Origin of the sequence: Burkholderia sp. Se-20378 (assembly GCF_017104665.1) — a bacterium.
Classification (GTDB): domain Bacteria; phylum Pseudomonadota; class Gammaproteobacteria; order Burkholderiales; family Burkholderiaceae; genus Burkholderia; species Burkholderia lata.
Genome location: NZ_JAAGPG010001113.1, coordinates 1 through 750 on the forward strand (window position 1 = coordinate 1; position 750 = coordinate 750).

Below are 750 nucleotides of genomic sequence, written 5' to 3' on the forward strand. Positions count from 1 at the left end.
CCGTGCGCGAGCACGCCACCGTCGATCGGGCTCACGCAGGCGAAGGTCGCGCCGGTGTGCGCGTGGCGCGCCTCGCCGTCGATGAACGCGCGCCCTTCGACCCGCAGCACGGCCGCGCGGGCCTGCCAGTCTTCGAATGTCGGATGATTCATGCGTTTCCTCGTGAAAAGTCGCGGATCACGACCCGGTGACCGGATCGATCGGCGTGAAGATGCCCGCGCGTGCCTCGATCGCTTCGCCCGCGGCGAGACACAGCGCTTCCTGGAAGCGTCCGGCGACGAGCTGCACGCCGGTCGGCACGCCTTCGTGGATGCCGGTCGGCACCGACAGCCCCGGCAGCCCGAGCAGCGCCGTCGCGAGCAGCGGCCCCTGCCGCTCGACGATCGCGCGCATCGCGTCGTCACCGTGCTGATCGGCATCGATCGCGAACGGCTGCGCGCACGACACCGGCATCAGCAGCAGCGGATGTCGCACGAAGAACTGCTGCCAGTCGCGCAGCAGCGCGGTGCGCCGCGCGAGGCCGTTCATGTAGCCTTCGAGGTCCAGCGGCGTCGCGAGACGGCGCTGGCTCGCGAACGCGGTGCGGATTGCCGCATCGCCGTGCTGCATGATCACGTCGCCGAGGCCGCCGCGCGCTTCGTTGGTCACGAGGTCCAGCCACAGATCGCATGCCTCGGCGATCCGCGGCGGCGCCACTTCCTCGACGATGCAGCCGGCTTCTTCGAGCCAGCGCGCGGCCTGCCGGATCGC

1 protein-coding gene and 1 pseudogene are annotated in these 750 nt (G+C 70.9%); both read right to left on the reverse strand.

What is annotated here, in order from left to right:
• Nucleotides 1–152, reverse strand: a pseudogene (locus G3N93_RS41965) (aldehyde dehydrogenase); the annotation flags it as partial.
• Between the two features lie 25 nt (nucleotides 153–177).
• Nucleotides 178–750 (reverse strand): amidase family protein (locus G3N93_RS40465; protein WP_241026922.1); only part of this gene is annotated, 573 nt, incomplete at its 5' end.